The organism is Variovorax sp. P1_G12 (assembly GCF_056405555.1).
This window is the reverse complement of record NZ_JBFUBW010000034.1, coordinates 1-26,405: the sequence shown is the minus strand read 5'-3', so window position 1 is coordinate 26,405 and position 26,405 is coordinate 1. Positions and strand designations below refer to the sequence as shown.

General features: G+C 65.9%; 25 protein-coding genes and 1 pseudogene. 5 read left to right on the top strand and 21 right to left on the bottom strand.

Translation table 11 applies throughout. From position 1 onward, the window contains the following. Positions 1-54: 54 nt before the first annotated feature. From AC1D2O_RS30065 to AC1D2O_RS30030, 8 genes are all read right to left on the bottom strand, one after another. On the bottom strand, positions 55-258 hold the full coding sequence (locus tag AC1D2O_RS30065) for a hypothetical protein (protein ID WP_478093458.1): 204 nt from the start codon (positions 256-258) through the stop codon (positions 55-57). A gap of 73 nt (positions 259-331) precedes the next feature. Next, complete coding sequence (locus AC1D2O_RS30060; RefSeq protein ID WP_478158384.1) at positions 332-1,648, bottom strand: M20 family metallopeptidase; 1,317 nt, start codon at positions 1,646-1,648, stop codon at positions 332-334. Between the two features lie 34 nt (positions 1,649-1,682). Continuing rightward, positions 1,683-2,537 (bottom strand): carbon-nitrogen hydrolase family protein, encoded by an 855-nt coding sequence (locus AC1D2O_RS30055; protein ID WP_478094471.1) that lies wholly within the window; start codon positions 2,535-2,537, stop codon positions 1,683-1,685. Positions 2,538-2,576: 39 nt separating this feature from the next. Then, positions 2,577-3,341 carry an ATP-binding cassette domain-containing protein gene (locus AC1D2O_RS30050; RefSeq protein ID WP_478094473.1) on the bottom strand — a complete coding sequence of 255 codons (765 nt, stop codon included), beginning with the start codon at positions 3,339-3,341 and terminating at the stop codon, positions 2,577-2,579. Beyond that, a complete protein-coding gene (locus AC1D2O_RS30045; protein ID WP_478158383.1) occupies positions 3,341-4,321 on the bottom strand; it encodes an ABC transporter ATP-binding protein in 981 nt (326 codons plus the stop codon). The genes AC1D2O_RS30050 and AC1D2O_RS30045 overlap by 1 nt, the downstream gene beginning before the upstream one ends. Further along, positions 4,318-5,172 (bottom strand): ABC transporter permease, encoded by an 855-nt coding sequence (locus AC1D2O_RS30040; RefSeq protein WP_478090063.1) that lies wholly within the window; start codon positions 5,170-5,172, stop codon positions 4,318-4,320. The genes AC1D2O_RS30045 and AC1D2O_RS30040 overlap by 4 nt, the downstream gene beginning before the upstream one ends. Further along, entirely contained in the window at positions 5,169-6,140 is a 972-nt protein-coding gene (locus AC1D2O_RS30035; RefSeq protein ID WP_478090062.1) for an ABC transporter permease, read from the bottom strand. The genes AC1D2O_RS30040 and AC1D2O_RS30035 overlap by 4 nt, the downstream gene beginning before the upstream one ends. A 47-nt stretch (positions 6,141-6,187) precedes the next feature. Continuing rightward, positions 6,188-7,810 carry an ABC transporter substrate-binding protein gene (locus AC1D2O_RS30030; protein ID WP_478090061.1) on the bottom strand — a complete coding sequence of 541 codons (1,623 nt, stop codon included), beginning with the start codon at positions 7,808-7,810 and terminating at the stop codon, positions 6,188-6,190. A gap of 180 nt (positions 7,811-7,990) precedes the next feature. Here AC1D2O_RS30030 and AC1D2O_RS30025 point away from each other — a divergent pair, with 180 nt between their 5' ends. Together AC1D2O_RS30025 and AC1D2O_RS30020 are read left to right on the top strand one after the other, a co-directional pair. Then, positions 7,991-9,421, top strand: coding sequence for an amidase (locus tag AC1D2O_RS30025; protein ID WP_478090060.1), 1,431 nt, complete (start codon positions 7,991-7,993; stop codon positions 9,419-9,421). Beyond that, on the top strand, positions 9,402-10,334 hold the full coding sequence (locus AC1D2O_RS30020; RefSeq protein WP_478090059.1) for a MurR/RpiR family transcriptional regulator: 933 nt from the start codon (positions 9,402-9,404) through the stop codon (positions 10,332-10,334). The genes AC1D2O_RS30025 and AC1D2O_RS30020 overlap by 20 nt, the downstream gene beginning before the upstream one ends. A 428-nt stretch (positions 10,335-10,762) precedes the next feature. On the opposite strand, the gene pdxR is transcribed toward AC1D2O_RS30020, so the two are convergent. Beyond that, positions 10,763-12,223 carry a MocR-like pyridoxine biosynthesis transcription factor PdxR gene (gene pdxR, locus AC1D2O_RS30015; RefSeq protein ID WP_478090058.1) on the bottom strand — a complete coding sequence of 487 codons (1,461 nt, stop codon included), beginning with the start codon at positions 12,221-12,223 and terminating at the stop codon, positions 10,763-10,765. A 106-nt stretch (positions 12,224-12,329) separates the two neighbouring features. Here pdxR and AC1D2O_RS30010 point away from each other — a divergent pair, with 106 nt between their 5' ends. Next, positions 12,330-13,598: a 4-aminobutyrate--2-oxoglutarate transaminase gene (locus AC1D2O_RS30010; protein WP_478090057.1), complete on the top strand. Its 1,269-nt coding sequence runs from the start codon at positions 12,330-12,332 to the stop codon at positions 13,596-13,598. Continuing rightward, the gene (locus AC1D2O_RS30005; RefSeq protein WP_478090056.1) at positions 13,595-15,061 is read left to right on the top strand and encodes an NAD-dependent succinate-semialdehyde dehydrogenase; all 1,467 of its coding nucleotides are present in this window, start codon (positions 13,595-13,597) and stop codon (positions 15,059-15,061) included. Before AC1D2O_RS30010 ends, AC1D2O_RS30005 begins: the two co-directional genes overlap by 4 nt. Here AC1D2O_RS30005 and AC1D2O_RS30000 read toward each other — a convergent pair. The 11 genes from AC1D2O_RS30000 to AC1D2O_RS29950 all read right to left on the bottom strand — a co-directional run bounded on the left by AC1D2O_RS30000 (position 15,052) and on the right by AC1D2O_RS29950 (position 24,854). Beyond that, the gene (locus AC1D2O_RS30000) at positions 15,052-15,531 is read right to left on the bottom strand and encodes a hypothetical protein (RefSeq protein ID WP_478090055.1); all 480 of its coding nucleotides are present in this window, start codon (positions 15,529-15,531) and stop codon (positions 15,052-15,054) included. The genes AC1D2O_RS30005 and AC1D2O_RS30000 overlap by 10 nt on opposite strands. Positions 15,532-16,097: 566 nt before the next feature. After that, positions 16,098-16,862, bottom strand: coding sequence for an SDR family NAD(P)-dependent oxidoreductase (locus tag AC1D2O_RS29995; RefSeq protein ID WP_478158382.1), 765 nt, complete (start codon positions 16,860-16,862; stop codon positions 16,098-16,100). Positions 16,863-16,878: 16 nt separating this feature from the next. Then, positions 16,879-17,331, bottom strand: a complete 453-nt coding sequence (locus AC1D2O_RS29990; protein WP_478158381.1) for a GNAT family N-acetyltransferase — start codon at positions 17,329-17,331, stop codon at positions 16,879-16,881. Beyond that, positions 17,328-18,761, bottom strand: coding sequence for an amidase (locus AC1D2O_RS29985; protein ID WP_478090644.1), 1,434 nt, complete (start codon positions 18,759-18,761; stop codon positions 17,328-17,330). Before AC1D2O_RS29985 ends, AC1D2O_RS29990 begins: the two co-directional genes overlap by 4 nt. Before the next feature lie 5 nt (positions 18,762-18,766). Continuing rightward, positions 18,767-19,600, bottom strand: coding sequence for a polysaccharide deacetylase family protein (locus tag AC1D2O_RS29980; protein WP_478090643.1), 834 nt, complete (start codon positions 19,598-19,600; stop codon positions 18,767-18,769). A gap of 37 nt (positions 19,601-19,637) precedes the next feature. After that, the gene (locus AC1D2O_RS29975) at positions 19,638-20,375 is read right to left on the bottom strand and encodes an SDR family NAD(P)-dependent oxidoreductase (RefSeq protein WP_478090642.1); all 738 of its coding nucleotides are present in this window, start codon (positions 20,373-20,375) and stop codon (positions 19,638-19,640) included. 4 nt (positions 20,376-20,379) lie between these two features. Then, positions 20,380-21,120 carry an ABC transporter ATP-binding protein gene (locus tag AC1D2O_RS29970; protein ID WP_478158380.1) on the bottom strand — a complete coding sequence of 247 codons (741 nt, stop codon included), beginning with the start codon at positions 21,118-21,120 and terminating at the stop codon, positions 20,380-20,382. Further along, entirely contained in the window at positions 21,113-21,895 is a 783-nt protein-coding gene (locus AC1D2O_RS29965) for an ABC transporter ATP-binding protein (protein WP_478090640.1), read from the bottom strand. Before AC1D2O_RS29965 ends, AC1D2O_RS29970 begins: the two co-directional genes overlap by 8 nt. Continuing rightward, positions 21,892-22,800 (bottom strand): branched-chain amino acid ABC transporter permease, encoded by a 909-nt coding sequence (locus tag AC1D2O_RS29960; protein ID WP_478158379.1) that lies wholly within the window; start codon positions 22,798-22,800, stop codon positions 21,892-21,894. The genes AC1D2O_RS29965 and AC1D2O_RS29960 overlap by 4 nt, the downstream gene beginning before the upstream one ends. Position 22,801: 1 nt before the next feature. Then, on the bottom strand, positions 22,802-23,683 hold the full coding sequence (locus AC1D2O_RS29955; protein WP_478090638.1) for a branched-chain amino acid ABC transporter permease: 882 nt from the start codon (positions 23,681-23,683) through the stop codon (positions 22,802-22,804). 16 nt (positions 23,684-23,699) lie between these two features. After that, on the bottom strand, positions 23,700-24,854 hold the full coding sequence (locus AC1D2O_RS29950) for an ABC transporter substrate-binding protein (RefSeq protein ID WP_478158378.1): 1,155 nt from the start codon (positions 24,852-24,854) through the stop codon (positions 23,700-23,702). Positions 24,855-25,011: 157 nt separating this feature from the next. On the opposite strand from AC1D2O_RS29950, the gene AC1D2O_RS29945 reads away from it, so the two are divergent. After that, positions 25,012-25,818: an IclR family transcriptional regulator gene (locus AC1D2O_RS29945; protein WP_478158377.1), complete on the top strand. Its 807-nt coding sequence runs from the start codon at positions 25,012-25,014 to the stop codon at positions 25,816-25,818. Positions 25,819-26,140: 322 nt separating this feature from the next. Here AC1D2O_RS29945 and AC1D2O_RS29940 read toward each other — a convergent pair. Beyond that, positions 26,141-26,405 (bottom strand): annotated as a pseudogene (locus AC1D2O_RS29940) (DDE-type integrase/transposase/recombinase); the annotation flags it as partial.

Sequence of the window (26,405 nt, the reverse complement as noted above, 5' to 3'; positions counted from 1 at the left end):
GGTGTTGGCGTCGGCCAGTTCGGTGGAGGTGGTGCGGTGGTTCATCGGATGCGGTCACAGGCCCGCCAGGGCCACGTATTTGGTGACGAGGTAGTCGTCGATCAGTTCGGCGTTCTCGGCACGGGCGGCGTAGAAGGTCTGCTGCACCGCGACGCCGCGCGGCGTGGCCTCGTCTTTGCGACGGCGCCAGTCGGGGTTGTTCGGCGGCACGCGGTCTGCATCGGCGGCCTGCGGGGCGGCAAGGTGGGTGGTCGACATGTAGACGCCAGCTGTTCGCCGGCGCGCGGGCAAAAAAGCGCCCGCCGGCTGCGTACCGCAGTGGTACGCCGGATCAACGACCTCCAGAACGGTCCGCAAGCCGATTTACTCCGCACCACCTTGCAATGAACAGGGCGTAGACCGCCGTCACGCGCTGCAGGCTCTCGATCGATACCCATTCGTCGACGCCGTGAATGCTCTCGCCGGTGGGCCCGTAGCAAGTCGACGGGATCTTTCCGTAGAGGTGAAAGAACTTCACGTCCGTCGTTGCCGTGAAGGCGGTTGTCCCGGGCTGGGCCTCCAGCAGGTCCTGGTGGCACTGCATCAAGGTGGAGATCACGGGCGCTTCCATGTCAACCACGACGCCCTCGGATTGAAATCCGCCGTAGACCACCTCGTACCGGACGTTGGCGGCGCGCGGATGCCGGGCGTGCGCTGCCTTCAGCAATGCTTCGATCTCGGCCTGCACCTCAACGACTGGCCGCCCCGGGTAGTAGCCGATTCGCAGGTCCGCGCGGCAATGCGTGGGCACCGATGAGGTCCACTCGCCGCCCGCCAGCCGGCCAAGGTTGAAGTTGATCGGGTGCGCATGCTTGCAGTACATCGGATGGCGCGCTTCGGGCTGGTTCCACTGCCGCTCCAGGGCGCGCAGTTCGTCGACCAGGTATTGGGCAAACTCGGTCGCGGCAATGCCCTCCTGTGCACGCGACGCATGCACGGGCACGCCAAAGACTTCGATCGCCATCCACATCACGCCGATCTGGGCAGTCATGACGCATTCCTGGCTAGGCTCCGGGATCAGTGCCGCATCCGCCGTGTAGCCGGCGACCAGGCAGGCCAGCGCACCGTTGCCGGTGCACTCCTCCTCGATTACAGACTGCAGGTAGAGCGGCGCTGCCGGTTCGAAGCCAAGCTGGCGCAACGCCTTGAACGCCATCGTGTAGGCGACGATGCCCGCCTTCATGTCGGCAGCACCACGCCCGTAAACGCGATCGCCGACAATGCGCGGCTCGAAGGGCGGCGTCGCCCACAGCTGCGGATGGCCGATCGGCACCACGTCGATATGTCCGTTCAGGATCAGCGAGCGACCGGTTGTCGCGCCACGCGGCCTGTGCACGCCCACCACGTTGCGTCGGCCGTGGTATGAAATGAGCGAAGGCGAGTAGCCTGGATGCTGCTGGATCTTCGATTCATCGATCTCGAACTCATCGACTTTCAGCCCGAGTTGACCAAACTTGCGCGCCATCACGGCCTGCGCCGGGGCTTCATCCCCCAGCAGCGACGCATGCGCCACCAGTTCGCACAGCATGTCGACGGACTCCTCTTTCAAGCTGCGGACGGCGCCCAGGATCTGCTGTTCATTCAAGGTGCTCGAGGTCAAAGTGCTCATTGCGTTCCTCCATCGCGCTGGCGCGCATTCACAATTACTCGCCGCGCGCCGGCAGCGTCAGCGGTCCCAACTCACGCAAGCTTCGCGAATCGGCCGGCGGGTTCGCGTAGCACGGAAAGTCGACGCGCGTATCGCGAAAGGACTTCAGCATCTGGCCCAGCCCGTTGATCCCGCGCCTGCGGGACGCGCGGACCCGCTCCAGGTCGAGCGTCACCGGAATGACCTCGTTGTGCTCGCCGGCCTGGTGGATAACCTCGCCTTCGGGCCCGACAATGATCGAGCGGCCGTTGCCAAGCTCCCCCGCATTGTTGATGTCCACAAAGTAGCACTGGTTCACGATGGCGTTCGCCTGGGCCAGCACAAGCTCCTGGGCACGATCGATGGTGCTGGTGAGCGTGGGATGCAGGATGACTTCCGCCCCTTTCCACACGAGAGCTCGGGCCACTTCCGGAAACCATTGGTCGTAGCAGATCGACAGGCCGAAACGCCCGACCTCCGGCACGTCGAACACCACGCATTCCCTGCCATGGGTGACGCCGGCTTCGTAAGGAAGAAACGGATAGATCTTGCGATAGCGGGCAACGGTCATGCCCGCTGGGTCGATCGCGATGGCGGTGTTGTAGATGCGGTCACCTTCCCGTTCGTACAGCGATCCGGGCACGAGCCAGATGCCGAGCTTTCGGGCGAGCGCCTGATAACGCGCCTCGGTCGGTCCCGGCAATGGCTCGGCGCTGCCGAGCGCCGAGCCGAACGAGGCAAGTTCAGGCAACAGGACCATCTGCACCCATGGAAAGCGCTTCACCGTCGACGCGATTTCGCGCTCGATGCAGTCTCGATTGTCCCCGGGCGCCAGGGCGAGTTGCAGGCCCGCGATAGAGAAAGGCTTCAAAATAGGGTCTCCAGGAATCGACTCGCGCGGTCGGGGTCGTCACACGATCGAATCGTGCAGCGCACGGCTGTACGGGTGCTCGGGACGGGTATAGAACTGCTGCGCGGAAGCGACTTCCACCAAGTCGCCCGCGCGCATGACCGCGATCCGGTGCGAGACGTAGCGGGTCGCCGCGAGGTCGTGCGAAATGAACAGTGCGGCGAAGCGGTGCTGCTGTTGCAGGCCGCGGATCAGATTCAGGATCTGGCTCTGCACCGAGACGTCGAGCGCGCTCACTGCCTCGTCGAACACGATAAACCGTGGGCTCGTGATCAGCGCCCGTGCGATCGCCATGCGCTGGCGCTGCCCGCCCGACAGCTCGCCCGGGTAGCGGGCAGCGAGCTCGCCGTCGAGGCCGACCTCGGCGAGCATGGCGGCGACCCGGCGCTGTCGCTCGGCGCGGTCGCCGAGTCTCTGGATCAGCAACGGCTCGGCAATCGAGGCGCCGCAGCGCAGGCGAGGGTTCAATGCCCACTCCGGATGCTGGAAGACCACCGACAGCGCGCCCTGTCGCCGCACGACGGGATCGAACGGCTTGCCTTCGAACAGAAAAGTCCCGAAGGTGGGCCGCACGAGACCGAGCATGATCCTCCCCAGCGTTGTCTTGCCCGATCCGGATTCGCCGACCAGGCCGACCGTTTCGCCCGGGGCGATGTCGAGGTCGACCCGATTGACGGCGGGTACGGCGATGCGGTGCCAAGGCGGACCCTTGCGGTAGGTGACACCGAGTCCACGCAACTGGATGGTAGGTTGGGCGGTGACCATCACGACGCCTCCAAGGGCTCGGCAGGAACAGTGTTGCCGTCGAGCGCAAAGTGGCACGCGACGACCCGTCCTCGCAGGTTGACATCAGCCGGGCGCTGGCTGTGACAGATCGGCTGCGCATGCGCGCAGCGCGCCGCGAATGCGCAATTGGTTGATCGCTGGTGCAGCACGGGCGGCACTCCGGGAATAGGTTGAAGCTGGCCACCGGGGCCTTCGTTACCGGCCGCAGCCCGCACCAACGCCTGCGTGTAGGGGTGACGGGGCGCGGCGAAGACCTGGCGGCTCTCGCCTGACTCAACGACGCGGCCGCCATACATGACGAGGATGCGCGCGCAGCGCCGCGCGACCATCCGCAAATCGTGGCTCATGATCACCAAGCTGGCGCCAGTGTCGCGGCCGAGCGCCATAAGCAAGTCGAGTATCGCGCCTGTAATGGAGGCATCGAGGGACGCGGTCGGTTCGTCGGCGATCACGACCGCGGGGTTGCGCGCGATCGCCAGGGCGATCACCACCCGCTGCGCCATCCCGCCGGACAATTCGTGTGGGAAGCAGGCCGCCACCCTGGCGGGATCGCTCAGGCTCGCTTTCGCGAGCAGTTCGACGATGCGGGCCGACCCGGCAGGCAAGTTCAGCGCGAGGGCGATCTGGCGGCCAATGCGCATCGTCGGGTCCAGTGCCAACATCGGGTTTTGGAACACGAAACCGAGCCGGTCGCGTCGGACGGCGCGCAGTTGCGCGTCCGTGCAGCGCAGAATCGAACGGCCTTCGACCAAGACGTCGCCGCCGTCGAAAGATGCATTCGGCGCCAGCAAGCGGCCGATGGTCATGCCAAGTGTGGACTTGCCTGACCCGCTTTCCCCGACGATGCCGATCGTCTCGTCGGCGGCGATCGCAAGGCTCACGCCATCAAGTGCGCAAATGGACCTGTCGCGCGACGCGTACGACACTACGAGATCCCGGATTTCAATACGTTTCGTCATGTCAGTGGCCTCCCACGCAGGGGCTCCAAACCATCCCGGATAGCGTCGCCAAGCAAGTTAACGGATGCGATCGCTAACGCCAGCACGACGCCGGGGATCAATACCAGCCATGGCGCCACCGTTAGGTAGACGCTCCCGAGCCGAAGCAGCGAGCCGAGCGACGCGCTCGGCGGTTGCACGCCCAGCCCGAGGAAGCTCAGGCCGCTCTCGATCAGCATGCCGACCGACAGCGCGTAGGTCAGCTGGACGATGGCTGCGCCCATGACGTTCGGCAGGATGTGCACCACCATCACGCGCATCGTCGACGCGCCGGCGATGACCGACGAGACGACGAATTCGCGCTCCCCTACTGTGAGCGACACTGAACGAATCACGCGAATGAACAACGGCAGCGTCGCCGTGGAGATCACGACGATGGCAGATGTGCTGCCCGGGCCAATCACGGCGGCGGCGAGCAACCCGAACAGCAGCGCCGGAAAGGCGAACAGCACGTCCGCGCAGCGCGCGATCACACTGTCGACGGCCCCGCCCAGATAGCCGGCGGCGATACCCAGGAAAGCGCCGATGACTGCGGTGATGACCACCGCGATCGAGGACAGCAGGAAGGTCGCACCAATGCCTTCGACCACGCGTGGCAGATAGTCCCGGCCGAGTTCGTCGGTGCCGAAGAGGAACTGTGCAGTCGGCGCGCCGAGCCGTACACCCGCGCCGATCGCCGTCGGATCCCCAAGCGGCAGGTGGGGGCCGAAGACGCCGAGAAACAGGAACAGCGCGAGCAGGCACGCACCGAGCAGGCCGAGCCGGTCACCCCCCAGGACGCGCAGCGCAGCGCGGCTAGACAGTAGCTTCACGTGCTGGCCCTCTTAGCGCCAATGCGTGGGTCGATCAGCGCATACGCCACGTCCGCGAGCATGTTGAGCGAGATGAAGGCAAATGACGCCACCAGCACACCAGCCTGCACCACCGCGTAGTCGCGGCTCTCGAGCGAACTGAAGATGTAGTACCCGACACCGGGGATCGAGAACAGGATCTCGGCGATGATCGCGCCACCGAGCAGGAAGCCGAAATAGGTAGCAGTCACGGTGACGATCGGGATAGCCGCGTTGCGCAGGATGTGGTGCCGCACGATCTGGTTCGGCGTCTCGCCACGGGCCACCGCTGCCAGAATATGTCCCTCGGTCATCACCCTCAGGACCGCATCCCGGGTGGTCCGCAGGATGAGGGCGATGCCGAAGATGCTGAGGGAAGCGGTGGGCAGCACGACGGATCGCAGGTTTTCCCAGGGGTCCTGCATCAGCGGAACGAAGCCGCCTACCTTCAGGCCGAGCGACCAGCGCGAGAACAGGAATATCAGAGCGCTGCCGAGCACGAACTCCGGCACGCTGGCGCCCAGTGCACCCACCAGCCGGCCCGCCCCCCCTGTTCCGCTGGCGCTCGATCGAATGCCGCTGGCGATCCCGAGCGGAAAGCCGACGCCAAGCGCGAACGCCAGCGTCAGCACTGCGATTTCAGCCGTGACTGGCAGCCGACGGAGCAGCTCGTCGATCACGGGGCTCTTGTTCACCATTGAAACGCCGAAGTCGCCGCGCATCAGCGCCGTGAGCCACTTGAGGAACTGGATGGGCACAGGCTGATCGAGGCCGTACTTCGCGCCGATCATCGCGCGCGCCTCCGGCGTGGCGAAGGGTCCGAGAAGGACATCGGCGTAGCCGCCGGGCAGCAGGCGAAGCGCGACGAAGACCATCAGAGCGACCCCGAGCATCGTGATCACCGCGATCCCGAGCCTCGGCGCAAGGAAGGGAATCAGACGCGCGCTCACTGCTCGAACGCGAGCAAGCTGCCGATTCCGTGGGTGTGCTGGCGCAATCATCGCTTCGAGCCGAACTCGGCCACATACTGGAACGTGTTCGAGGAGCCGGACACCGGGTCGAGCCGGATGTCCATGGTGTCGCCTCGATGCACGATGAAGTCCACCTTGGTGACCAGCGCGAGGATGTTCGCTCCATCGTCGATCATGCGGCACACCTCGGCCAGCTGGGCGTCGCGCTCGGCGCCTTCAGGGGCACTCTTCGTCTTGTCGAGCAAGTCGGCCAGCGCCGGGACGTATTCTTGGAACACCGTATTCCAGACCGCATACTTCGGGTTCCACCAGGCCACAACCATGCTCGGGTCGCTGTATCCGGCCAGCCACGACAGGGAGGCATCGAACTCACCCTTGTTGAAGGTCTTGTTGAGGTATTCGGCCGCGGGCATCTGCTGGATCTTGATGTTGATGCCGACCTGCCTCACGTTCTGCTGGATCACCTGCGCAATTCGCGCGTAGATCGGGTCTGCGGTTGAGGCGATCACCTCGACATCCACGCTTTGCTTGCCGGCCGCGGCCATCAGCTTCTTCGCCTTGTCCAGCCGCTCCGCGCGCGGCAGCCGGTAGGTGTCGACGTCCCTGCACGCGTTCTTGCCGAAGGCGCTGGGTACCGGGTAGTCGGGTTTCGAGGCGCCTGCAAACACGATGTTCGCGATCGCATCGCGGTCGATCGCCAGATTCATCGCTTGGCGAACCCGCTTGTCTTTGAAGGCCGACTTGTCCGACAGCGCGTTGATGTCGAGGCGGTAGTAATTACTCGTCGCCTGTGTGTCGACGACCAGGCGCTTGTCACCGGCCACAAGGCGGCCGATGTCCGGATTGGAAAACGTCGAGTAGTCGATCCGACCGTCTCGCAACGCTGCCACGCGCGCCGCGTCGTCCGGGATGATCAGCACATTGAGTGTGTCGACCTTCGGATAGCCCTTGCGCCAGTAGTACGGGTTGCGCACCAGGGTCCAACTTTCCTTGGGCTTGTAGGCGCTGACCATGAACGGGCCGGATCCCATGAGCTGCTTCGACGGATCGTAGCTGCCGTCCTTCAGCTCCTTGATCGGGATGATCGCGGCTGTGATGTGCGCAAGTGCCGGCAGGAAGGCAGTGTGCGGCTTTTCAAGCTCCACGCGGACAGTGCGCTCGTCGGGCGCGGACATCGACTTGATGACGCCAAATTGGCGGGACCAGTACGACGAGATCTTGCCGCTCGCCTTCGTCTTGTCCTCTTCGGTCTTCGCCGCCGCCACGCCGGCCGCATTCGTCTCCACGCCCGTGATGCGCTCAAGGCTGCCGATCACGTCGGCCGCGACAACCGGACGGCCGTTGGACCATTTCGCGTCCCCGCGCAGCGTGAGCGTATAGCTGGTCGGCGAATTCTGCTTCCAGCTCTCGGCCAGCCCTGGACGAAGCCTCATGTCCTTGTCAGTCGTGAGTAGCGTCTCATAAACCATCTCGTATATCTGCCACGAGTTGACGGTGCCCGCGACGTGCACGTCCATGCTGTCCACGTCGCCGCCGGCGCCCCAGCTGAGCGCCTTTTGCGCCAGCACCGTGCAGGGGGCGAAGAGGATGGCGGCGGCGATCAAGGTCGCCGCGCCGCGCTTGCCACAGGCGAGCAGATGAATCTTCATGGGGAACACTCCTTTTAGCGGGTCGCCGGGTTCGCGCCAGCGCGCGGTTCGACTGTCATGTCAGTGCCGTGCGATTATGTTATCGACATATCTTTATGTCAACGGTGTTGTTTGAATAACATTCCGCTGCCGACAGGCGCATACTGGCTGCCTACGCGCGCCGCGCGAGAGGATGATTACGTGCTGACTTTTGACGAGTACCGCAGCCACGATGCGATCGGCCTGGCCCAACGGGTGGCCAGGGGCGACATCACCCCCGACGAATTGCTGCAAACGGCCATCGATCGCGCCCAATCAGTAAACCCGCTGATCGGCGCCCTGTCCCAGACGCATTACGATCTGGCACGCGCGGCGATCCGAAACGGGCTGCCGGACGGCCCGTTCAGGGGCGTTCCGTTCCTGCTGAAAGACATCTCCGTGCAGCTCGCCGGGACGACGACGAGCAATTGCAGCAAGCTTTTTGCCGACAGCGTGGCGCCTGCGGACTCGACGCTGGTCGAGCGCTACAAGCGGGCGGGCCTCGTGATCTTCGGCAAGACCAACACCCCGGAAATGGGCCTTGCTGCTTCCACCGAGACTGCGCTCCATGGGATTACGCGGAATCCGTGGAATCACGAGCACACCTCGGGGGGATCATCGGGCGGTGCCGGCGCCGCGGTCGCTGTCGGCATCGTGCCGGCAGCCCAGGGCAGCGACGGCGGCGGCTCGATCCGCATCCCGGCGTCCTGCTGCGGCCTGTTCGGGCTGAAGCCGACCCGTGCCCGCACGCCGCTGGGCCCGGTGATCGGTGAAAGTTGGGGCAGCATGGGCGTCGCTCACGTCCTCACGCGGAGCGTGCGTGATAGTGCCGCACTGCTGGACGCGACCCAGGGCGCCGCGCCAGGCGACCCTTATGCCGCCCCTCCGGTCGCGCGCAAGTACCTCAGCGAGGTCGGGGCCGACCCGGGCCGGCTGCGCGTGGCACTGCAACTGGCACCGCTCTCCGGCTCCCCGGTGGACGCGGAGTGCATTGGTGCGGCCCGCAGCGCCGCGCAGTTGGTCTCGAGCCTCGGGCACATTGTCGAGGAGGCACAACTGCCCGGGAACATGGAGGAGTTGGGAATCGCTTCCTGGGCGCTGGTGGCCACCGGCGTGAGCGGCGCCCTGCATCGGCGGGCGGCGGTGCTGGGACGCGCACTGCGCGAGGACGATGTCGAACCCGTGACGTGGCGCGCAGTTCGCCATGCAGCCACGCTCTCCGCGCTGGACCATGCGGACGCGCTGCTCAGGATCCACCAGCACGGCCGCCGCATGGCGGCGTTCCACGAGCGCTACGACATCGTGCTCAGTCCGACCCTGGGGCAGGTCGCCGTGCCACTCGGCCCGCTGAGCATGAGCAATCCCGACCTCGACGCGTACACTCGGACGCATATGCGTTTTACCCCGTTCTGCAATCTCTTCAACATGAGCGGCGCGCCCAGCATGTCGGTGCCGCTGCACTGGACCCCGGACGGCTTGCCGGTGGGCGTGATGTTCAGCGCGGCGTTCGGTCGGGAAGACCTGCTGTTTCGACTCGCCGGCCAGCTGGAACAGGCGCAGCCTTGGTTCGACCATGTCCCCTCGCCAGTCTGATCGGAGCGCGGGCAGCGCCGCGAAGACGGCCGCGAAACGGCCGGCGCGCGGGGGTGGCGTAGGCGCGACGCTCAGCGACCGCATAGCCGGGGCCTACCCGGACATGACACCTTCGTCCCGCAGGATCGCAAGCTACATGCTGACCAACGAGCACCTGCTGCCGTTCGAACACGCTGCTGCGATTGCGGACAAGGTGGGCGTCAGCGCGATGACAGTCAGCCGGTTCCTGCGCTCACTCGGGTATCGAGGCTTCGATCAACTGAAAAACGAATTGCGCGGCACCGCCACCACTCCCGGCCTGCTGGTCAGCGACCGGCTCGACCGCATCCGCGGCAACGACCGCGATGGTGTCGCGCTGCACGACAACCTCCAGCTCGAAGTGAACGCACTGATCGCGGTGTACGAGCAGGTCGGCACACCATTGTGGAACCAGACCGTCGCGCGGCTCGTCACGAGCGACCAGGTGTTCGTCGCGGGCTTCCAGACCTTGGGCGGCCTTGCCGCCGATTTCGCGGCACGGTTGCAGTACTTGCGCCCCGGGGTCGGTATGCTCGATGGCCGCGACGGCACCTTCGCGGAGTTGTTCGCTGGCAGCGCGAAACGTCCATGCCTGGTGCTGTTCGAAATGCGTCGCTACACAAAGTTCAGCCAGTTGCTGGGGCAGCAGTGCCGCCAGCAGGGTGTCCCGCTCGTGATAATTTGCGACACCCACTGCCACTGGGCTCGCGACTGCACCGACGCGGTCTTCGCCGTCAATACCGAGAGCAACCTGTTCTGGGACGCGCAGGCGCCTTACTTGAGCCTCACCAATTTGATGCTCGACCAGGTGGCCTGCAAGCTAAAGGACCGCACCGCCGGCCGGCTGAAGGCTCTTCGCGCGTTGCAGGACTCGTTCGGCATGTTCGTCGACTGATTCGCGCGCGGTGAACGCCACGCGGGCTTGAGTTGGGTTTTTTCGAACCGCTGATCGCGGGGAAGTTCGACTTTCATGCGATCAACCCGCAAGCCCCGCAACCCATTTGAAATTCAACAGAGCCCCAAAATCTTGTCGTAGGAAATTTGGTTGCCGCCGGCCAACTTGTCGTTCATCACCACCATGACATGGAGAAATTCAGAACCCTTGACGACCTGGTGGGTGGCAAGCACAGAGTTCTCTGCAAGGTAGGTGCGGTACTTTTGGAGTTGATTCCAAATCAGATCCCCGACGAGCAGTGCCCGGTCATTGAGAAGGTGACTTGCTATTCAGAAGTTCCCACAGCCAGATCGCAACCCTCGTTGAGCGTCAGGGAAAAGCGCCAACTACGGATTTGGGATCGGGCAATTTCGTGACGTACCTTTCATTCAGCGCAAGCATCCCAGCAGCAACTCGAACGCCGGCGCAATGTGCTCCTCCTGCACGCAGGCGTATCCCAACAGCAGGCCGCGCTGCGTGCCCCCTCGCGCGTAGTAACGCGACAGCGGCCGCGTTAAGACGCCGCGCTGTTGCGCCTGCTGCGTGACGGCCACGTCATCGCTGCCGTCGGGCAGGCGCAGCACCAGGTGCAGCCCCGCATTGCTCGACTGCGCATCAAGGTAGGCCTGCCCGAGCCGCTCGCCGATGAGTCCGGCCAGCAGCGCGCGCCGCCGCGCATAGAGGACGCGCATGCGCCGGATGTGAGCGGCGTAGTGACCTTGGTCGATCAGTTCGGCCAGCGCAGCCTGTGTGATTGCGTGCCCCTCGCGGTAGAGATCGGCATGGGCGGTGCGAAACGGCTCGGCCAGCGCCCGAGGCAGCACCATATAGCCCACGCGCAGGCCGGGGAACAGCGTCTTGCTGAAGGTCCCGACGTAGATCACTGGGCTGTCGGCCTCCAGCCCCTGCATCGCGGGAATCGGACGGCCGGCGAAACGGAACTCGCTGTCGTAGTCGTCCTCCACGATCCAGCTGCCCGATGCGCGCGCGAAGTCCAGCAACTCGCGCCGCCGCGCCAGGCTCATGACCGAACCCAGCGGGTACTGGTGCGACGGCGTGACGAAGATCAGCCGTGGCGGCTGCCCCCCGCGCGGCCAGGCAGCAGACCCCGCCTCGACGCGCAGCGGCCGCACGCGTGCTGAGCCCATCTGCAGCACTTTGTGGAAGCCCCAATAGCCCGGCTCCTCGACCCACACGGTGTCCCGTGGGTCGACCAGCATGCGCAGGGTCATGTCGATCGCCTGGTGCACACCTTCGGTCACCAGCACCTGGTCTGGATCGCAGCGCACCGAGCGTGCCACGCGCAGGTGCTCGGCAATGGCGGCACGCAGCGCCGGATGGCCGCCGCCATGCGAATAGGTCAGCAGCTCCGGAGCCGGTGCGCGCCACAGTCGCGTGAGTATGCGACTGAAGGTGCGGTGCGGGAACTGCGTCACGTCGGGCACACCGGGCATGAAGGCTCCCCATTGCTGCGGAGCCGCTGAGGCGTTGGCCAGGAGCGCCTTCGCGCGCTTCGCCAGGCGCACCGGTGAGCTGGCGGCGGGCTCGGTGCTGCGTGCGAGGCCCGCGCTGAGGAGGCTGTCTGGCGTGGTCTCGGCGACGAAGGTGCCGCTGCCGACGCGCGAATGCAAGTAGCCCTCGGCCTGCAGCTGCGCATAGGCGTGCAGCACGGTGTTGCGCGACATGCCGGTCTCCCGCGCGAGGTCGCGCGAAGCCGGCAGCGCACTCGACGGCGGCAGGCTGCCGTCGAGGATCGCCTCGCGCAGGCAGTCGTAGAGCCGGCGGTTCAGCGCGGTGCGGTCGTCGGCCGCGAGGCGCTGCAGTATCAGGTCGGCGCAGATCGATTTCATACTTGCTTCTTGAATTGGCACCACCCAACAAACAAAAGTGGATCTTTCAATTGGTGCCACTTCGACATTCAATCAGATCTTCAGCAATCACTCCACTTTCTTGACCATGACCACCAACAGTGAACTCCGTGACCGACGCCTTGCAGCCACGCCGCGCGGTGTCGGCGTGATGTGCGACTTTTTTGCCCAACGAGCCGAGAACGCCAGCCTCTGGGACGTCGAAGGCCGCGAGTTCATTGACTTTGCAGCCGGCATCGCCGTGCTCAACACCGGGCACCGACATCCGCGCGTCGAGGCCGCCATCGCCGCGCAACTGGCGCGCTTCACCCACACGGCTTACCAGATCGTCCCGTACGAGAGTGTCGTGACCCTGGCCGAGCGGCTGAACAAGCTGGCGCCGATCAGCGGTCCGGTGAAAACGGCCTTCTTCACGACGGGCGCCGAGGCGGTCGAGAACGCCATCAAGATCGCCCGCGCCCACACCGGCCGACCCGGTGTCATCGCCTTCGGCGGCGGCTTCCATGGCCGCACGCTGATGGGCCTGGCGCTGACCGGCAAGGTGGCGCCGTACAAGGTCGGCTTCGGCCCGTTCCCGGGCGACGTATTCCACGTGCCGTTCCCGAGCGCACAGCAGGGTGTGGCCGCAGCCGACTCGCTGGCCGCCATCGGGCAGTTGTTCAAGACCGACATCGACCCGCAGCGCGTCGCGGCGATCATCATCGAGCCGGTACAGGGCGAGGGCGGCTTCAACGTCGCGCCGACCGAACTCATGAAGGGGCTGCGCGCGCTGTGCGACGCGCACGGCATCGTGCTGATTGCCGACGAGATCCAGACCGGCTTCGGACGCACCGGACGCCTGTTCGCGATGCTGCATCACGGCGTCGAGCCCGACCTGATCACCATGGCCAAGAGCCTCGCCGGCGGCATGCCGCTGTCGGCCGTCGCCGGCCGCGCGGCGATCATGGACGCGCCCGCGCCAGGAGGCCTGGGCGGCACCTACGCGGGCAATCCGCTGGCGGTGGCTTCGGCCCATGCGGTGCTCGACGTGATCGAGGACGAACAGCTCTGCGGCCGCGCCGACGCGCTCGGCCGTCGGCTGGTGGCGCGCCTGCTGGCGGCGAAGGAATCGAACCAGGGCATTTCCGATGTGCGCGCGCAGGGTGCCATGGTCGCGATCGAACTGCGCGACCCCGCGACTGGCGGGCCCGATCCCGAGGCCGTGCGGCGCGTGCAGGCACGCGCGCTGGCGCAGGGCCTGTTGCTTCTGAGCTGCGGCATGCACGGCAACGTGATCCGCTTTCTGTTTCCGCTGACCATTCCCGATGCGCTGTTCGAGCGTGCGCTGACGATCCTCGATGGCGCGTTGCAGGCATGAGCAGCTTGCGCGACCTCGGGCTCAGCCGCCCGCAACTGCTAAAGAACGCCTGCCTGATCGATGGCCAGTGGGTGCCCGCCGATGACGAAGGCACCCTCGAGGTCCGCGACCCGGCCAATGGGGAACTGCTCGGCCTGGTGCCGAACATGGGCCGCATCGAAGCCGGGCGTGCCATCGCCGGCGCCGAGGCCGCGCTGCCGGCCTGGCGCGCACGAACGGCGCGCGACCGTGCCGCGATCCTGCGCCGCTGGGCCGACCTGATGCTTGCGCACCAGGAGGATCTGGCGCGCCTGATGACCCTCGAGCAGGGCAAGCCGCTGGCCGAGGCGCGCGGTGAGATCGCCTATGCCGCGTCGTTCATCGAATGGTTCGGCGAGGAGGGCAAGCGCGTCGACGGCGAGGTGCTGCAGGCGCAGCGCGACGGCCAGCGCATGTTGGTGCTGAAGCAGCCGATCGGCGTCTGCGCGGCGATCACGCCCTGGAACTTCCCGGCTGCGATGATCACGCGCAAGGTCGGCCCGGCGCTCGCGGCCGGCTGCACCATCGTCGTCAAGCCGTCCGAGCTGACGCCGCTCAGCGCGTTCGCGCTCGGCGCGCTGGCGCAGGAGGCGGGCATCCCGCCCGGCGTGCTGCAGATCCTGGTCGGCGATGCCGCCGCGATCGGCGCCGCGCTGTGCGAGAGCGACACGGTGCGCAAGCTCAGCTTCACCGGCTCGACCGGCGTCGGCCGTCTGCTGATGCAGCAGTGTTCGCCGACCATCAAGAAGCTGTCTCTCGAGCTCGGCGGCAATGCGCCCTTGATCGTCTTCGACGACGCTGACCTGGACCGCGCGGTCACGGGCATCATGGCCTCGAAGTTCCGAAACATGGGCCAGACCTGCGTGTGTGCCAACCGAATCTACGTGCAAGCCGGCGTCTATGACGAGCTGGCTCGCCGGCTCGTGAAGGCTGTCGAGGCGCTGCGCGTAGGCAATGGCCTGGAACCGGGCGTCACGCAGGGCCCATTGATCGACGGGCGCGCCATCACCAAGGTGCGCCAGCACATCGACGATGCGCTGACCCAGGGCGCGAAATTGCAGACCGGCGGCAGTGGCCATTCGCTCGGCGGAAACTTCTTCGAGCCCACGGTGCTGACCGGCATGACGCAATCGATGCGCGTCGCGGGCGAGGAAACCTTCGGGCCGGTGGCGCCGCTGTTCCGCTTCGAGACCGAGGACGGCGCCATTGCGATGGCCAATGCCACGGTGTTCGGGCTCGCCGCCTATGTCTTCACCGAGGACAGGCGCCGCATCCGGCGCGTCAGCGAGTCGCTCGAGACCGGCATGGTGGGCGTCAACACCGGGCTGATCTCGAACGAGGTCGCGCCATTCGGCGGCGTCAAGCAGTCGGGCCTGGGCCGCGAAGGCTCGCGGCATGGCATCGAGGACTACCTCGAACTCAAGTACGTGTGTCTTCAGGATTGACCCGTGCTCCCACGAATGACGGTGCGTGCGAAGGGGACCGGTGTCCCGGGCAACCCGTGATACACATAGTGCATTTGACCCCACTGGTGAGCATCGACTCCACCGTCATTGACCTGAGCCTGTCCATGTACGCCTGGGCCAAGTAGCAGCGTACCAAGGGCGCCGTGAAGCTGCACCTGGTTCTCGACCACGACAGTTACCTGCCGTGCCTCGGCGTGGTCACCGACGGCAAGGTGCCAGACGTGAAGGTTGCCCAGTTGACTGACTTCGGCGCCGGCACCATCGTGGTGGACAACCGGGGCGTCATCTTTGTGAGACGTATGAAGAGAGATGCCTTCTACGAGGTCGTCCAGGAGCGCGAGCCGCCGCAAAACCGCACCATCGTGCGCGACCAGCCGCATCGACTCTTCCAATGCCATGCGGGCCTTGGCCGGATCGGCCTTGAGGATTGCGAACTGCCCAGGAATCAAGGCTCTCTCGCTGCATGTTCGCGTTGTACCAATCTGCGAAGAGGTCGGCGCGGCGCTGCTTCTCCTCCTAGCGCGCATTGCGCGGCCCTTGGCCGTCGAAGGTCCGCTCGCCCAGCAGGAACCGGTTGGCGCGCCGCTCCGGCGAGTGCCACAGCCTGGGCGCATTCGGAAGAGTCTCGCCGACACAGGCCTCCGCCAAGTCCTGCACGCCGTCGAACGTGCCCTGTGCGGCGACAGGATCCGTTGGACGGCCGTGCGCATCTGCGTGTGGCGCGGCGGATCGACTTCGACGATCGGGCTGGGCGCGCGCCAGGCGCCCGGCTTGCGGATGTCGGCCAGGCCCGAACCGCCTTCAGAGGAGAAGGTCTGCCAGCCCTTCAGCGCCGGCTGGACGTTGCGATGGCGGCCCATCACGTAGACGCCGTACCGCGAGAGCAACCCGACGGGGCCGGCCTGCCGCACCTTGGCGTGCATCCCGAAAAAGGCGTTTCGAGTACGCTGTCTTCGTAGGGATCGCCGTCGCTCGAGGGGATGGGTGTGGGATGCGAGCTCATGGCCTTTCCCGCTCAGGCAATGCGGCCGCCGTCCACCGGCAGCGCGATTCCAGTGGTGAAGCCGGCCTCGTCCCCGAGCAGATAGAGCACCGCCGCGGCGATCTCCTCGGGTTCGCCGAAGCGGCCGCTCGGTATGCGCGAAAGCATGGTCTGCGCACGGACCGCCCGGGCGTCGCTGTCCCCTGCCTGCGCAAAGCTCGCGTCGGTCATCGGCCCGTTGATGGTCCCGGGGCAGACGCAGTTCACGCGGATCTTCTCCGCCGCATGGTTGAGCGCGAGACTGCGAGTGAGCATCGTGACCGCGCCCTTGGACGCCGAGTACGCGGAGAGAAAGGGCGAGCCGATCAGGCCCGCGGTCGACGAGAACAGCACGATCGAGCCGCGGCCGATCTCCCGCATCTGGGGCACGAAAGCGCGCGCGGCGAGCCACGGGCCTTTCACGTTGACCGCGAACAGCCGATCCCACTCGGCCTCCTCGATCTCGATGGCCGGCTTGGCCGGGCCGAGGATGCCGGCGGCGGCGGCCAGCAGTTCGACCGGGCCGAGCTCGCGGCGCGCGGTCTCGGCGGCGCGCGCGACGTCGTCGGCCGACGAGGCATCGCCCACGACGCTCACCGAGCCGGCACACCGCGCGGCGGTCGATGCCAGGCCGGCCGCGTCGCGATCGAACAGGAGCACGCGTGCGCCCTGCCCGGCAAGCGCCAGCGCGGTGGCTTTTCCGAGGCCGCTCGCGGCCCCGGTCACGGCCGCCACGCGGCCTTCGAAACGTTGGGTCATCGATGGGTCTCCCGTGTCAGGGCATGGCACGCCGGTACTGCACGAAGCCCGAGCGCTCGGCGACCTTGTCGTAGAGCTTCATGGCGTCCGTGTTCGTCTCGTGGGTCAGCCAGTAGACGCGTGAGGCGCCCTGCTTGCGGGCCGTGTCGTAGACGTGCTCGATCAACTTCCGGCCCTGCCCGCCGCCCCGGCATGCCGGGTCGACGAACAGGTCCTGCAGGTAGCAGTAGTCGCCCTCGGTCCAGGTCGAGCGATGAAAGATGAAATGCACGAAACCCACGGGCCGGCCGTCCTGCACGGCCAGCGCGCAATGCATCGGCTCGGCGGCGTCGAGCAGGCGCGCGAAGGTGCGCTCGCTCACCGCCGGCGCGAGGTCGACCTTGTAGAACTGCTGATAGCCCTTCCAGAGCGACGCCCAGGCATCGAAGTCGGCCGAGGTCAGGAGACAAATGGAGACCGCGCTTGTCACGTTGCTGTTCCTTTGTGAGGTTGCCAGGTTCCGGTCGCTTCGATCTGCGCGGCCAGTTGAAGAATGAGGTCGTCACGCCCGAGGCGCGCAATGATCTGGGTGCCCACGGGCAGCCGTTCGGGTGTCCAGTAGGTCGGCAGGCTCGCAGCGGGCTGCCCCGAAGCGTTGATCAATGCAAAGAAGGTCGAGTAGCGCCCCATGCGGCGGCGGAAGTCGCTGAAGCTACCGGTCATCGCCAGCTCGCCGATCGGAGCCGGCAACTGGACCAGCCCCGGCGTCATCAGCACGTCGACGCCGTCCATGCAAGCCTCCATCTGGCGCCCGATGTCATGGAAGCGGTTGATCGCCGAGGCGTAGACCGCCGCCGACACCGAATGGCCCATCTCGTAGCCGTCACGGATCGCCGCTTCGAGATCGTCGTCGCGCAAGGCCCGACCGAGCACCTTCAGGCGTGCATCGACCGACACCACGATGTTGGCCGCCAGCACCTCGGCGTGCGCATCGACGAAGCCGTCGTAGTCGAAGGCGGGCGTGTCCATCTCGACGATCTCGTGTCCGAGCGATGCGCAAAGCCTGGCCGTCGCCTCGAGTGCCGCCACGCATTCGGGGGCAAGCACCATGTCGCCGAAGGGCTTGCGCCATACGCCGATGCGCAGCGCCCGCGCCGGGCCCTGATCGAGCGCTGCGAGGAAGGTCTTCTCGAACACCGGGCCGGCATAGGGCGCGCCGGGCTCCGCGCCGGCGATGGCATCCATGGCGGCCGCGGTGTCGCGCACCGTGCGGCTCAACACGCCGTCGACTGCCAGGCCGCCCCATCCTTCACCCCGGAACGGCCCCATCGGCACCAGGCCGCGCGAGGGCTTGAGGCCGAACAGCCCGCAGCACGAGGCGGGAATCCGGATCGATCCGCCGCCATCGCTGCCATGGGCCACCGGAACGATGCCGGCCGCCACCGCAGCGGCCGTGCCGCCGCTGGATCCGCCGGCCGAACGGCCTGCATCCCAGGGGTTGCGCGTCGGCCCGCCGTTGCGCACTGCCTCAGTGGTCGGCGCCATGCACAGCTCCGGCACGTTCGAGCGTGCGAACGCGATGAAGCCGGCCATCTCGAAGCGGTCCACGAGGGTGGCGTTGCGCGTGTAGCGCATGTCGTTGAACAGCCTCGAACCCAGGCTCGATGGCAGCCGCGTCGAGGCCAGGCCGGAATCCTTCAACAGGAACGGGATCCCGCCGAAGGCGCCGCGCGACGTCCACGCCCGCGCGACGGCCATCGATTCCTCGTACTGCTCGTAGCTCAGCGCATTCAGGGCCGGGGCGCGCGCGCGCGCCAGCCGGATCGCGCACTCCATCAGGTCCTGCGACGTAACTTCGCCGGCCCGCAGCAGCGCGGCCAGGCCCAGGCCGTCCAGCTTTTCGTACTCGTGATCTTGCATGGAGCTCAGGCGTTGGCCTCGGCGTTCGCCCAAGCGTCGGCGACTTCGCCACCGCGCGCAAACCACACATTGGGGAAATCCTGCATCCAGGCGATGAATTCGCGCAGCATCGCGATGCGCGACGGCCGGCCGATGACCTGCGGGTGCATCGTCAGAGAGAAGAGGCCGCCCCAGCTGTAGATCTCGCGGAACTCGTCCTTCCAGACCTCGAGGATCTGCTGGTTCGACACGATCGTGCGCGGCGTCTTGATGGAGAACAGCGCGAACGGTGCATCATCGAGGCTCCAATGGACTGGCAGTTCGATCGGGCCGGCGCTGCCGTCGGCCAGCACATGGCGGTAGGGATTGATCTGGTCCATCAGCGAGCTGTCGTAGCGCAGCCCGTACTTCTGGATCAACGCGATCATGTTGTGGCTCGTCTCCCACGCCGGTGAGCGGTAGCCCAGGGGCTTGACGCCGACGGTGGCCCGAAGCGCCTCGAGGCCCTTGACGAAGACCTCTTCCTCGAGATCCGGCTTGTCGGGGTCGATCCATTCGTGGAGGTAACCGTGGTGCCCGACCTCGTGCCCGTGGCGCAGCACCAGCTCGACCTTGTCCTGGTGCCGTTCGGCGGTCCAGCCGGGAACGAAGAACGTGGCGGACACGTCGGCGTGCTTCAGCGTCTCGACGATCTTCGGCACGCCGACCTTGGCACCGTAGGTGCCTTGCGACAAGGTGCCGGGGCGCTTCGCGTTCGCGGGATCGCGAGACAGCCAGAGCGTCTCGGCGTCGAAGTCGAAGGCCAGCATGACCGCGCAGCGCGCGCCGTTCGGCCAGATCACGGGATCGTTGGGATTCATCGGTATGTCCTTGGAGTGGATGGAAGGCACGCGGCACTCAGGCGTGCGCGTGGCAGGCCAGCCACCCGCCGTCCACGGCGATGACCTGGCCTGTGACAAAGGAGGCGTCCTCGCTGCAGAGGAACGCGATGACGGATGCGACCTGCGCACCGGTGCCGATCGACTTCAGTGGCGTCGCGTCGACCATGGCCTTCTGGTAGGCGGCGTCGTGATTCAGACGGTGCGCGGTCATCGCGGTATGGATCACGCCGGGCGCCACCGCATTGATGCGGATGCCGCGCGCGGACAGATCGGACACGAGCTGCCGGGTGAGCTGCGAGATGCCGGCCTTGGCCACCGCGTAGGCGGTCGAACCCGGGAAGCCCGTCTCGCCGAAGACCGAGGCGACGTTCACGATGCTGCCGCCGTCCGCGAGCGCGGGCAGCACATCGCGCGTCAGGCGCAGCACCGCACGCAGGTTGACACCGAGGATGCGGTCGATCAGGGCATCGTCCGACAGCGCGAGCGCTTTGGAGCCGCCGACGCCTGCGTTGTTGACCAGGAAATCGACGGCGCCGCCGAGCCCCCGGGCCGCCTCTATGACGCGCAGGGGCGCCTCGTCGCTCGCGAGGTCCAGCGCCAGCGTGTGTACGCCGGCGCCGATGGCCTCGCCTGCCTCGAAATCGAGGTCGACGGCCAGCACCCTGGCCCCCTCGGAAGCAAAGCGCTCCACGGTCGCGCGACCGATGCCCCGGGCCGCGCCGGTGACGATGATGTTCTTGTCCTTGAATCGCATGCGCTCAGGCCTCCTTCGAAGCGGCGACCGGCATCGGCGCGGCGCCCAGGTAAAACTGCTGCAGCGAGGCCAGGTCGACATCGGGTCCGTTGACGCACGAGTGCGCCACCCGGCCTTCGCGCAGGATGTGGATCTCGTCGGCGAGCTCGAGTGCCATCGAGACGTTCTGCTCGACGAGCAGGATGGACAGGCCCCGGGTGCGCAGGTCGCGGATGATGTCCGCGATCTCTCCTACGACCTTCGGCGACAGCGCGGCAGAGGGTTCGYCGAGCAGCAGCAAGCGGGGCTTGGCCAGCAGCGCGCGCCCGATGGACAGCATCTGGCGCTCGCCCCCCGAAAGCAGTCCGGCCAGCGCCTTCCTGCGCACGACGAGCCGCGGGAAGAACGCGTAGACGTCGTCGAGGTCGCGCCGGATCTGCGCCTTCTCGCTGCGACGGTGATAGGCGCCCATCAGGATGTTCTCCTCCACCGACATGCCGGCGAAGACTTCCTTGCCCTGCGGCACCAGCACCAGGCCATTGCCGGCCATCTGGTACGCCGGCACCTGATCGACGCGCTGGCCGTCGAGCAGGATCTCGCCGGCGGTCGGCACCACCAGGCCGGCCAGCGCCTTCAGCGTGGTCGACTTGCCGGATCCGTTGCCGCCCAGCACCGCCGTCAGCCCGCCCTTGAGCACGGAGAAGGATACGCCATACAGCACCTTGGAGCGTCCGTATCCGGCCTCGATGTTCCTGACTTCAAGCATGCTTCGACCGTCCTGTTCCCAAATACGCCTCGACCACGCGCGCGTCGTTGATGGCCTCCGACGGCGTGGCGTCGGCAATTTTCTCGCCGTAGTCGAGCACCACCACGCGGTCGCACACGGCCTGGACCACGCGCATCACGTGTTCGACGAGCAGCACGGTCACACCGTAGTCGGCACGCATGCGCCCGATGACTTCGATCAGGCGGTCGACCATGGGCGGCGAGAGCCCGGCGGCCGGCTCGTCGAGCACGAACACACGCGGTCCCGTGGCCAGGCCGCGCGCCAGTTCGACCATGCGCTGCTGGCCGATCGACAGTGCCGTGGCAGGCTGGTCGATGAACTTCTCGAGGTTGAACAACGAGAGCATCTCGATGGCCTTCGCGCGAACCTCGCCGTCTTCCCGGCTGGCCGAGGCCAGGCGGAAGATCGAGGCGCCGTAACCGCTCTTCAGCCCCGGTTGCATCGCCAGCGCGATGTTGTCGGCGACCGACATCGAGGGGAACAGCCGCAGCATCTGGAAGGTGCGCGCGACGCCCGCGCGCGCAATCCGCCACGGGGCGGTGCCGGAGATCCGGGTGTCTCCCATGTAGACCGTCCCGGCGCTCGGCGGCAGGACGCCCGTGACGATGTTCGCGAGCGTTGACTTCCCCGAACCGTTGGGCCCGATCAGCCCCACGATCTCGCCCTCGCCGACGTCGAAGCTGATCCCGTTGAGCGCCACCAGCCCGCCGAAGCGGCGCGTCACGGTGTCGAATCGCAGCAGAGGCGCCTTCATTTCTTCGTCCTTCCGACCCATGCGCCGAACACGCCCTGCGGCATCACGATCACCATCACGATCATGAGCAGGCCATAGATGATCAGTTTGTAGTTGGCGGCGAAACCGAGCACCTCCGGCAGCGCGGTGAAGACGACCGCACCCAGCAGCGGGCCCCAGATCGTGCCGCGCCCGCCCACGACCACCATCGCGACGATCGTCGAGGAGGTCAACACGGTGAAGTCGTCCGGCGTCACGCCGCGGATGTGGTGTGCCACCAGCACGCCCGCCGCGCCGGCCAGCGCCGAGGCGATCACGAAGGCCGTCAGCTTGCTGGCCGTGGTGTTCAGGCCGATGGCCCGTGCCAGCACCTCGTCGTCGCGCACGGCTTTCCACGCCATACCGAGGCGCGAATGCGCAAGGCACCAGCCGATGGCGACGCTCGCCACGCTCAGTCCGAGGGCCAGGTAGTAGAAGCGGTCGATCGACTCGAAGCCCGCAACCGGCTTCACTTCGATGCCGAACTGGCCGCCGGTGAGCCCCTTCCACTGCGTGAGTGCGAGGTAGACGATGGTCTGGAACGCGATCGTCACGATTGCCAGGAAGTGGCCGCGCAGCCGCAGCGCCGGCAGTCCGAGCAGCAGGCCGCACAGGCCGGCGACCAGCATGCCCGCCGGCAGGTTGAGCCAGATGCCGGTCCCGTAATCCCGCTCGAGAATGGCGGTCGTATAAGCGCCGATCCCGAAGAAGGCCGCATGCGCAAAGGAGAACTGCCCGGCCCAGCCCATGACCAGGTCGAGGCTCACCGCGAGCATGACGAAGATGAAGATCATCACCAGGATGTTCAGGACATAGCCGCCCGGCCCCATCGCCGGCACAAGAAGCAAGGCGCCGATGGCGACCAGCAATGCAAGAAGATGACGCATGTCAGGAACGCTCCGTGGATTGGCCCAGCAGGCCCTGCGGGCGGATCAGGAGCATGGCGATGACAAGGAAGAAGCCGATCATGTCCCGCAGTTCATTGCCGATGTAGCCGGACACCATCGCCTCGATCACACCCAGGCCGATACCGGCGATCACGGCGCCGCCGATGCTGCCCATGCCGCCGAGAATCACGACCGTGAAGGCCTTCATGACCAGCATGGCACCCGCAGTCGGCTGCACCAGAAGCACCGATGACATCAATGCGCCTGCCACACCGGCCATGGCGGCGGCGATGGCGAAGGTGATCACGGCGATCTTGCGCACGTTCACACCGCTGATCAGCGCCACGACAGAGTGTTGCGCCATCGCCCGCAATGCGCGTCCGGTCCAAGTAAAGCGCAGCACCAGCAGCAGCGCGACCACGATCGCGATCGTGACGCCCACGATCAGCACGCGCTGCCCCGTCAGGAACACCGGTCCGATCTGCACCGGGACGCTCGCCAGGTCGGTCTTCAGGGACTGCGGCTGGGCGCCGAACACCATCAGGGCGCCGTTCTGCAGCAGCACCGAGAGACCGAAGGACGCAATGATGGCGTTGCCCGGATCTCGATTGGCCAGCGGCTTGAAGACGATCCGCTCGGCCAGCATGCCGAATGCGGCAAGACAGAGCACCACCACGAGCAGCGTGAGAAAGAGAGGCAGGCCGAACACCGCGGAGGCTGTGACGGCCGCATAGCCGCCCAGCATGTAGAACTCGCCATGGGCGAAGTTGACGATGTGCAGGATGCCGAAGACCAGGGTCAGGCCGACGGCCACCAGCACGTAGCTGGCGCCGTTGACCAGCCCGTTGGCCAGGAACTGCGGGAACAGACTGAGCAAATCCATTTTGACCTGGGGCTCGTCAGTCGAACGGCAGCCACTGGCGCTTGCCGTTGCGCACCACGGCCAGGCCGATCTTGAAGCTGACGCTGCCCTTGTCGTCGAACTTGGACACCGTGCCGTCCGGTCCTTGCACCAGCGGCACGTCCTTCATCGACTTGAGCGTGGCCTGCATGGCGGCGCCGTCGAGCTTCGGCGCGCGGCGGGCAGCCTCGATCAGCAGGTGCATCGAGTCGTAGCCCAGCGCGCTGTAGACGTCGGGCTCCTTCCTCATCTTCTGGCGGAAGGCGGCGGTGAATGCCTGGCCGACCTTGTTGGGCGTGGACGGCTCGAACATGGACGACACCGCGAAACCTTCCGAGGCCGGTCCCGCCAGCTCGATCAGCTTGTCGCTCATCATCGAGCCTGAGCCCACCAGCTCGGCCTTCAGCCCGACCTCGCGCGACTGCTTGATGATCTGCGCGCCGGCATCCATCAGGCCCGCGATGTAGATCGCGTCGGGCTGCTTCATGCGCACCTTGGTGAGCACCGTATAGAAGTCGCGCTCGTCGGGGTTGTAGCTTTCGACACCGACGATCTGGCCGCCGTACTGCGGAATCACCTTCTTCATCTGCTCGGCCAGGGACGAACCGTAGATCGAGTTCTCCTGGATGAGCGCGACCTTCTTCGCATTGAGCTTCTTGACGATGTCGCGTGCCGATTGCTCGCCCTGCTCGTCGCTGCCGGGGAAGGCACGGAAGAACCACGGGTCGCCTGCGGTGTTCGCGTCGGTCACGTTCGACGAGGTCGAGCCTGCCGAGACCATGGGCACCTTGAACTCCCGCGCCACCTTGAATGCAGCCAGCGCAACCGCGCTCACATAGGTGCCGCTGATGGCGATGACCTTGTCGGATTCCACCAGCTTGCGCACGGCGGTCACGCCCTTGGTCGACGAGCCCTCGTCGTTCTCGACGAAGAGCTGCACCTTGCGACCGTTGGCGCCGCCCTTGGCATTGGCCTCGTCCGCGGCGAAGCGAATTCCTTCCAGGATGGAGGTGCCGGCCAGCGCGGCGGGCCCGGTCAAGGGGAGCATCACACCCAGCCGGATCGGTTCGCTCTGACCCTGGGCACCAGCCATGGGAACGACGGCAGCAGCAAACAGTGCCAGAACGGCACGACGCATGACGATTCGCTTCATATCAAGGATCCTTCTTTTGGGGAGTCAACACAGTCTCGGAAATGCACCGATTCGACGCAGATCCATAAATTTTGGGCTATCTGTATTGCAATGCAGTACACTATGATTCTATAATAGTACGATCAAACCATTTATCAGGGTTAGTACGCAGATTTTCGTGCGTGCCCTGGATCGCCTCGATTTACTTACCTTGGAAAACCCGATGTCAGCGCCTGATCACTTGTTTGTGCAGTCCGTGGCGAAGAGCATGAGCGTGCTGGAGGCACTGGGGGCGCGGCCGGGGCCGCTCAGCCTGAATGAGCTTGCGGAGCAGGCCGGCATGGACCGAAGCACGGCCCAACGCATGGCACATACCCTGGCCATCTTGGGATATCTGGAAAAGGGACCGAATGGCCGCGGCTACGTTCTTGGCAAGAAACTGCTGGAGCGCACGTTCGACTTTCTGCGCGGCAATCCGCTCATGGAACGTGCTACACCCGTCCTTGCCGATCTGCAGCGGCAGACGGGTGAGCGCGTCGACTTGAGCCTGTTCGACGACTTGTCCATCATCTATGCGATGCGCAGGCAGAGTAAGCGCGAGACGTTCTTCGCGACACTGGTGGGACGACGTATCCCAACTTACTGCTCATCGGGGGGGCGAGCCATCATGTCGTTCTTGAGCGAAGAAGCGGTCGACGACATCCTGGATCGTTCGGTGCTTGCGCCCCTGACGCCCAAGACCGTGACGGACAAGGCGCAGATCAAGTTGAAGGTCGCCGAGGCGAAAGCGCTCAACTACGGCCTGTCACTGGAGGAGAGCCTGCTTGGCGAGATCGCAGTCAGTTCGGCAATCCTCGACCACAACAACCAACCCATCGCGGCCGTCCATATTGCCGGGTCTTGTTCTGAATGGAACCGCGAGTCGTTTACACAGCGCTTCGCACCACTAGTCATCGAGGCTGCCCGAGCCCTCGGGCGCGGATAGGATGAACGAAGGCGCCCATTCTCTCAAAGGCAACTGCATAACTTGGGCATCAAAGTGCCTGAGCAGAATCGGAACCGTAGAACTCAGCGATGCCTTCCGAATCCCGCGATTGGCCACTCGACAGCCCGCCCAATGCGGCGTGCCTGACAGTCCGGTCCATTGTCGAGGACGTAGAACCCATTGTCATGGCCTCGCGGGATGCGAACGATGGCGCTTGGCACCTTCTCACCGGCGACGCCTTCGACGCAGCAGAAGGGATGCTGGTTTCATTGGCAAGCATGGTTTTTTGGCCGGACGTCGCGATAGGGTGCTCGCTCAGTCTGGGTTGATGGCTGTTCTCGGCGCGGTTGTTCACGCGCGCACAGGCCTTCACGAACACGTGCCGCACGGTCGCAAGCTCAGGGATCTCGACCTTGGCAGCCGGATAACTTCGCAGTTGGTCGGTGACGATCTTGCGTGGCGCCTCCGGGCAGGCGGCCAGCACGCGCTTGAAGAAGCGCTTGGCAGCGACCTTGTCACGGCGTTTTTGCACCAGGACGTCGAGTTCAGCGCCATGCTGATCGACCGCGCGCCATAGCAGGTAGGGT

Bases quoted from the DNA above. Each gene is read 5' to 3' on its own strand.
- AC1D2O_RS30065 (WP_478093458.1), bottom strand. From the start codon at position 258: ATGTCGACCACCCACCTTGCCGCCCCGCAGGCCGCCGATGCAGACCGC.
- AC1D2O_RS30060 (WP_478158384.1), bottom strand. From the start codon at position 1,648: ATGAGCACTTTGACCTCGAGCACCTTGAATGAACAGCAGATCCTGGGC.
- AC1D2O_RS30050 (WP_478094473.1), bottom strand. From the start codon at position 3,341: ATGGTCACCGCCCAACCTACCATCCAGTTGCGTGGACTCGGTGTCACC.
- AC1D2O_RS30045 (WP_478158383.1), bottom strand. From the start codon at position 4,321: ATGACGAAACGTATTGAAATCCGGGATCTCGTAGTGTCGTACGCGTCG.
- AC1D2O_RS30030 (WP_478090061.1), bottom strand. From the start codon at position 7,810: ATGAAGATTCATCTGCTCGCCTGTGGCAAGCGCGGCGCGGCGACCTTG.
- AC1D2O_RS30020 (WP_478090059.1), top strand. From the start codon at position 9,402: ATGTCCCCTCGCCAGTCTGATCGGAGCGCGGGCAGCGCCGCGAAGACG.
- pdxR (WP_478090058.1), bottom strand. From the start codon at position 12,223: ATGAAATCGATCTGCGCCGACCTGATACTGCAGCGCCTCGCGGCCGAC.
- AC1D2O_RS30010 (WP_478090057.1), top strand. From the start codon at position 12,330: ATGACCACCAACAGTGAACTCCGTGACCGACGCCTTGCAGCCACGCCG.
- AC1D2O_RS30005 (WP_478090056.1), top strand. From the start codon at position 13,595: ATGAGCAGCTTGCGCGACCTCGGGCTCAGCCGCCCGCAACTGCTAAAG.
- AC1D2O_RS29995 (WP_478158382.1), bottom strand. From the start codon at position 16,862: ATGACCCAACGTTTCGAAGGCCGCGTGGCGGCCGTGACCGGGGCCGCG.
- AC1D2O_RS29985 (WP_478090644.1), bottom strand. From the start codon at position 18,761: ATGCAAGATCACGAGTACGAAAAGCTGGACGGCCTGGGCCTGGCCGCG.
- AC1D2O_RS29980 (WP_478090643.1), bottom strand. From the start codon at position 19,600: ATGAATCCCAACGATCCCGTGATCTGGCCGAACGGCGCGCGCTGCGCG.
- AC1D2O_RS29975 (WP_478090642.1), bottom strand. From the start codon at position 20,375: ATGCGATTCAAGGACAAGAACATCATCGTCACCGGCGCGGCCCGGGGC.
- AC1D2O_RS29965 (WP_478090640.1), bottom strand. From the start codon at position 21,895: ATGAAGGCGCCTCTGCTGCGATTCGACACCGTGACGCGCCGCTTCGGC.
- AC1D2O_RS29960 (WP_478158379.1), bottom strand. From the start codon at position 22,800: ATGCGTCATCTTCTTGCATTGCTGGTCGCCATCGGCGCCTTGCTTCTT.
- AC1D2O_RS29955 (WP_478090638.1), bottom strand. From the start codon at position 23,683: ATGGATTTGCTCAGTCTGTTCCCGCAGTTCCTGGCCAACGGGCTGGTC.
- AC1D2O_RS29950 (WP_478158378.1), bottom strand. From the start codon at position 24,854: ATGAAGCGAATCGTCATGCGTCGTGCCGTTCTGGCACTGTTTGCTGCT.